This is a genomic window from Pseudomonas sp. HMWF006 (genome assembly GCF_003061205.1).
Classification (GTDB): Bacteria; Pseudomonadota; Gammaproteobacteria; order Pseudomonadales; family Pseudomonadaceae; genus Aquipseudomonas; species Aquipseudomonas monsensis.
Genome location: NZ_QAIU01000361.1, coordinates 1 through 6020, shown reverse-complemented (window position 1 = coordinate 6020; position 6020 = coordinate 1). Strand labels below are relative to the sequence as shown.

7 protein-coding genes are annotated in these 6020 nt (G+C 59.2%); all 7 read right to left on the bottom strand.

Features of this window, described 5'->3' with window-relative positions; genetic code table 11:
- Positions 1-148 precede the first annotated feature (148 nt).
- Positions 149-568, bottom strand: coding sequence for a type II toxin-antitoxin system VapC family toxin (locus tag DBR24_RS14885; RefSeq protein WP_123463557.1), 420 nt, complete (start codon positions 566-568; stop codon positions 149-151).
- Positions 568-822: a type II toxin-antitoxin system Phd/YefM family antitoxin gene (locus tag DBR24_RS14880; protein ID WP_177490565.1), complete on the bottom strand. Its 255-nt coding sequence runs from the start codon at positions 820-822 to the stop codon at positions 568-570. The genes DBR24_RS14885 and DBR24_RS14880 overlap by 1 nt, the downstream gene beginning before the upstream one ends.
- Before the next feature lie 527 nt (positions 823-1349).
- The gene (gene ccoP / locus DBR24_RS14875) at positions 1350-2333 is read right to left on the bottom strand and encodes a cytochrome-c oxidase, cbb3-type subunit III (RefSeq protein ID WP_123463553.1); all 984 of its coding nucleotides are present in this window, start codon (positions 2331-2333) and stop codon (positions 1350-1352) included.
- Positions 2330-2515 (bottom strand): CcoQ/FixQ family Cbb3-type cytochrome c oxidase assembly chaperone, encoded by a 186-nt coding sequence (locus DBR24_RS14870; RefSeq protein WP_003175465.1) that lies wholly within the window; start codon positions 2513-2515, stop codon positions 2330-2332. The genes ccoP (DBR24_RS14875) and DBR24_RS14870 overlap by 4 nt, the downstream gene beginning before the upstream one ends.
- 5 nt (positions 2516-2520) lie before the next feature.
- Complete coding sequence (gene ccoO / locus DBR24_RS14865) at positions 2521-3129, bottom strand: cytochrome-c oxidase, cbb3-type subunit II (RefSeq protein WP_095047713.1); 609 nt, start codon at positions 3127-3129, stop codon at positions 2521-2523.
- Complete coding sequence (gene ccoN, locus DBR24_RS14860) at positions 3129-4571, bottom strand: cytochrome-c oxidase, cbb3-type subunit I (protein WP_123463551.1); 1443 nt, start codon at positions 4569-4571, stop codon at positions 3129-3131. The genes ccoO and ccoN overlap by 1 nt, the downstream gene beginning before the upstream one ends.
- Positions 4572-5071: 500 nt before the next feature.
- The coding region (gene ccoP, locus DBR24_RS14855) for a cytochrome-c oxidase, cbb3-type subunit III (protein WP_128615141.1) at positions 5072-6020 on the bottom strand (949 nt) is incomplete at its 5' end.

Sequence of the window (6020 nt, the reverse complement as noted above, 5' to 3'; positions counted from 1 at the left end):
GTGTTACCGAGGACCGCAAGCGACTGCAGGCCTATCTGGTGAAGAACAGCCAAGGGCGCAATCGAACGCTGATCGACACCATCGCGTTGAGCCTTTGCCAAACGCCCATGAAAAAGCCTCGCCAGTGATCTGGCGGGGCTTTGCATGATCAGTTTTTGGCAGCGGCCCATGGGTTGATCAGATGAACGCCGCTGGGTTGAAAATCGGCAACATTACGGGTGACCAGCGTTAGCCCATGTACAAGCGCGGTGGCGGCGATCAAGGCGTCGCACTCATTGCTGCGATCAGGCACATGCAACTGTGCGCATCGGGTGGCGACGGCGGTATCGACTGACAGGATTCTTCCCGAGAATGCGGGTTTGACGTGACGCTCGAGCCAGTTACGCAGCATCCCTCCTTGTGCCGGGTCGCGGCGCTCGATACGCAGGATGCCGGTTTCCAGTTCCAGCACCGTGATTGCCGATAAATACAGGCTGGCCGGGGTGACGCTGTTTGCCCATCTCACCACCTGTTTGTCGGCCTGGGGTTTTCGCAGCTCTGAAACTACGTTGGTATCGAGTAGAAACATCAAGACAGGTCCACGCTACGAGGAGTGATGACGACGCGCTCGGGTTCGAACTCGATTTCAGGCGCATTCGGCATGACCAGCAAATCGACGATGCTGGTCTGGCTGCCGGTCAGTTTCTGATACTCCTCGATGCTCAGCAGTACATGGGCAGGTCTGCCACGATCGGTAATGATGACCGGACCCTGATGCGTGGCTTTTTTGGCAGCACTGGTGTCCTGGTTGAATTCGCGGCTGGAAATAGTCGTGATGGCCATCATGTTCGGCCTCCGGTGATTCTGGTGTAGAAACGTTACTACTTTGGAGTTTGTACAGCAATCGAAAAGGTGGATTGCGCACGATCGGTTGTTCACTGTCATAACGGCACCGACGAAAGCGCCTCTTCCAGAGGGCAGGGCGCTGAATGTTGGACGAATATTCGCTGTGTTTTGCTGCCGTTGTCAGGGCAATCTGCCGCCGCCGAGACCGTCCATACCTCCACTGTTACCTGGGCGACCTACGGGGTTTGGTGAGGGTGAGCGTGCGGGCGCCACAGGCGTTTTCACCGGCGTTTCTTCCTGATCAGGGTGGGGCTGCAAACGTTTTGGTACTGTGCTTTCGTCATTTTTTGACATGTAGGCTTCATCCTTGAAGGTTGACCCGATGTGGCTCATCGGCATGGCAAAAACCTACAGGGCAGCGCTGCTCAGGTCTATTGAGCAAATGTCTCAAGGCATGAATGCCAGCATTAAAAAAGGCCCCGCCAATCAACTTGGCGGGGCCTTTTTTGCTTCAAGCGTTTGCCTTACTCGGCGTTCGCTTCGGGTGCTTTTTCGCCGTGGGACAGGCTGTACACGTAAGCCGCCAGCAGGTGCACCTTGTCGTTGCCTTGCAGTTGTTCCTGCGCAGGCATCTGGCCCTGACGGCCGTAACGGATGGTCTGCTGCAGTTGCGCGAAGCTCGAGCCGTAGATGAACGCGCCCGGATGGGTCAGGTCAGGCGCGCCCATGGCGGGGGTGCCTTTGCCGGCCGGACCGTGGCAGGCCACGCAGTTGGCGGCGAACAGTTTGCCGCCGTTGGCCGGGTCAGCCTTGGTGCCTTCCGGCAGTTTGCGGCCATCCAGGTTGGTCACGACGAATGCTGCTACGTCGGCAACACCTTGCTCACCGATGACTTCAGCCCAGGCCGGCATCACCGCGTGACGACCGCCCATGATGGTGGTCTTGATGGTTTCCGGCTCACCGCCCCAGCGCCAGTCGGCGTCGGTCAGGTTCGGGAAACCGTAAGCGCCCTTGGCGTCGGAACCGTGGCACACCGAGCAGTTGGAGGCGAACAGACGGCCACCCATCTTCAGTGCCTGTGGATCCTTGGCCACTTCTTCGATCGGCATCGCCGCGAACTTGGCGAAGATCGGACCGAACTTGGCGTCCGAGCGGGCCATTTCCTTTTCCCACTCGTGCACGCCGGTCCAGCCGGTCTGGCCGTTGGCGAACGCGGTCTGCTTGTCGTTATCGAGGTAGTTGTAGCCCGGCAGCAGGCCTTTCCAGTTGCCCAGGCCCGGGTACAACACCAGGTAACCCAGGGCAAAGACGATGGTGCCGACAAACAGCATGAACCACCATTTCGGCAGCGGGTTGTCGTACTCCTCGATCCCGTCGAAGGAGTGCCCGACGGTCTCGTCCGTCTGTTCGCTGCGCTGGCCCTTGCGGGTCGACAGCAGCAGCCAGGTCAGGGAAAAGATCGTACCGAGACTGAGGACTGTGACGTACAGACTCCAGAATGTAGTCATTCTTTGTTACTCCTAGAAGCTTGCTCGACGTGCTTGATGGCTTCGGGATCATCCGCAAAAGGCAGCAAGGTCGCGTCTTCAAACTCCGACTTGCGCTTGGGGCTGAATACCCACAAGGCCAGACCGATAAAGGCCACCATCACGACAACGGTGCCGAGGCCACGAATCATCCCGATATCCATCGAATTCACCGTTTGCTTTTGATGATGGTGCCCAGGCCTTGAAGGTAGGCCACCAGCGCGTCCATTTCGGTTTTGCCCTTCACGGCATCCTTGGCACCGGCGATGTCTTCGTCGGTGTAAGGGACGCCGAGCGTGCGCAACACTTCCATTTTCTTGGCCGTGTCTTTGCCGTCGAGCTTGTTTTCCACGAGGAACGGGTAAGCCGGCATTTTCGACTCAGGCACCACGTTGCGCGGGTTGTACAAGTGCGCACGTTGCCAGTCATCGGAGTAACGACCGCCGACACGGGCCAGGTCCGGGCCAGTACGTTTGGAACCCCACAGGAACGGGTGGTCCCAGACGCTTTCACCGGCCACCGAGTAGTGGCCATAGCGTTCGGTTTCGGCGCGGAACGGACGGATCATCTGCGAGTGGCAGCCGACACAACCGTTGGCGATATAGACATCGCGGCCTTCCAGTTCCAGCGCCGAGCGCGGCTTCATGCCTTCGACCGGCTTGTTGGTGACGTCCTGGAAAAACAGCGGAACGATTTGGGTCAGGCCGCCAACGCTGACGGCGATGACCATGAAGAAGGCCAGCAGGCCAATATTCTTCTCGACAGCTTCATGCTTCATCAGTGAGCTCCAACGACAGCGATCTGGGCAGCGGCTTCGGCTTCAGCCGGGTTCGAGGCGCGCACGGTGCGCCAGACGTTGTAAGCCATCAGGAACATGCCGCTGGCGAAGAACGCACCGCCCAGGGCACGGACGATGTAGCCAGGGTGGCTGGCCTGCAGCGCCTCAACGAACGAGTAGGTGAGGGTGCCGTCGTCGTTGATCGCACGCCACATCAGGCCCTGAGTGATGCCGTTGACCCACATCGAAGCGATGTACAGCACGGTACCGATGGTCGCGAGCCAGAAGTGCGCGTTGATCAGACCGACACTGTGCATCTGCGCACGGCCGAACAGTTTCGGAATCATGTGGTAGATCGCGCCGATCGAGATCATCGCTACCCAACCGAGGGCGCCGGCGTGTACGTGGCCGATGGTCCAGTCGGTGTAGTGCGAGAGCGAGTTGACGGTCTTGATCGCCATCATCGGCCCTTCGAAGGTCGACATGCCGTAGAACGCCAGCGACACCACGAGGAAACGCAGGATCGGGTCGGTGCGCAGCTTATGCCAGGCGCCCGACAGGGTCATCATGCCGTTGATCATGCCGCCCCAGCTTGGCGCCAGGAGGATGATCGACATCGCCATGCCCAGCGATTGTGCCCAATCCGGCAGTGCGGTGTAGTGCAGGTGGTGCGGGCCGGCCCAGATGTACAGGGTGATCAGTGCCCAGAAGTGCACGATCGACAGACGATAGGAGTAGATCGGACGTTCGGCCTGTTTCGGCACGAAGTAGTACATCATCCCGAGGAAGCCGGTGGTCAGGAAGAAACCCACCGCGTTGTGGCCGTACCACCACTGGATCATCGCGTCGGTCGCGCCCGAATAGGCGGAGTAGGACTTGAAGAAACTGACCGGCAAGGACGCGTGGTTGACGATGTGCAGCATCGCGGTCACGACGATGAACGCGCCGTAGAACCAGTTACCGACGTAGATGTGCTTGGTCTTGCGCTTGGTGATGGTGCCGAAGAACACCAGCCCGTAGGTGACCCAGACAATCGCCAGCAGAATGGCGAGCGGCCATTCCAGTTCCGCGTATTCCTTGGTGGTGGTGTAACCCAGCGGCAAGGTAATGATCGCGCCGACGATCACCGCTTGCCAGCCCCAGAAGGTGAAGGCCGCGAGGCTGTCGGAAATCAGTCGCGTCTGGCAGGTTCGCTGCACGACATAGTAGGAAGTGGCAAACAGTGCACAACCACCGAAGGCGAAAATCACCAGGTTTGTGTGCAACGGGCGCAGGCGTCCAAAGCTCGTCCACGGCAGACCGAAGTTCAACTCCGGCCAGACCAGTTGCGAGGCGATGAAGACACCGAGCCCCATGCCAAGGATCCCCCAGACCACCGTCATGATGGCGAACTGGCGGACTACCTTATAGTTATAAGCAGTCGGACTGATTGCTGTGCTCATTCTAAGGTTCCACGGTTTAGGTGTTTTATTAGGATTAAAATCGGCCGCAAGTATGCAGAGAGCAGGGGGTCATTGCAACGCGCCATGACCTGGGTCAATGCTTTCCAACGCTGATTCTGCGGCCTTTCCATACGCCGCGTAAGGACAAAATTGGCCTTGGACAAAATGTCGCAGCGGACGAAAAAAAGTGAGGGGTTCAGGTCAGTTGTAACGGGGTGTGTTCGAACGCAGTGATCGGGTGACGGACGGTCATCGACGCGACAGCCGGTATCTACCGGGCTTTGCGCCCTGTCAGTCAGGCGATTTGTCGAACACATCGCTCAGGGTCGACCTGGAACCGGCACGGGCCAGTCCGCATCGAGCAAGCGTAGACCCGATTCGGGGGATTCGAAAGGCGAGGGTGTTAAGGGGTGCGACAAAAAGAAGCAGCTGCGAGCTGAAAGCTGCAAGCGACAAGATGGTTCAAGTCGCCTGCAGGATTGTATACAGCGCTGTTGATTTTACTTTGAGCTTTCAGCTTGAAGCTTGTCGCTCAATTGCTCACGATTTTTTGAGAGGCTGTATACATATGCGGCGAGCAATTGCACTTTATCGTTGCCCAGCAACTCGTTCTGCGCCGGCATGTGGCCCTGGCGGCCATGGCGAATGGTCTGCTCGAGTTGGGTCAGGCTGGTGCCATAGATAAACCCGGCCGGGTGCGTCAGATTCGGCGCACCCATGGCTTCAGTGCCTTGGCCGGTTGCCCCATGACAGGCTACGCAAGTGGTGCTGAACGCCTGCTGTCCGGCTTGCAGATCAGCTTTACTGTCCGCCGGCAATGGCAGGCCGGCCAGTTCGTGGCGCACGTAAGCGGCGACGTTCTTCACCCCCGCCTCACCGAGCACTTCGCCCCAGGCCGGCATTGCCGCCATCCGCCCACCCATGATGGTGGTCTTGATGGTCTCGGCACTGCCGCCCCAGCGCCAGTCGCTGTCGGCCAGGTTAGGGAAACCGAACGCGCCCTTGGCATCGGAGCCGTGGCACACCGAGCAGTTGGAGGCGAACAAGCGGCCACCCATTTTCAGCGCCTGCGGGTCCTTCGCCACTTCTTCCACCGGCATCGCGGCAAATTTGGCGAAGATTGGCCCGAATTTGGCGTCGGCCTTGTTCATTTCCTTTTCCCACTCGTGGACGCCGGTCCAGCCGTCCTCGTAGCCGGGCAGGATGCCTTTCCAGTTGCCCAGGCCCGGATACAGGATCAGATAGCCCACGGAAAACACCAGCGTGCCGGCGAACAGCATGAACCACCACTGCGGCAGCGGGTTGTCGTACTCCTCGATGCCATCGAAGCTGTGGCCCATGGTCTGGTCGACGCTGCCCTTGGTCTCGCCCCGGCGAGTGCCGATCAGCAGCCACGTCAGGCCGATCAGGCTGCCGATGGTCAGTACGCAGATCCACGTACTCCAGAAG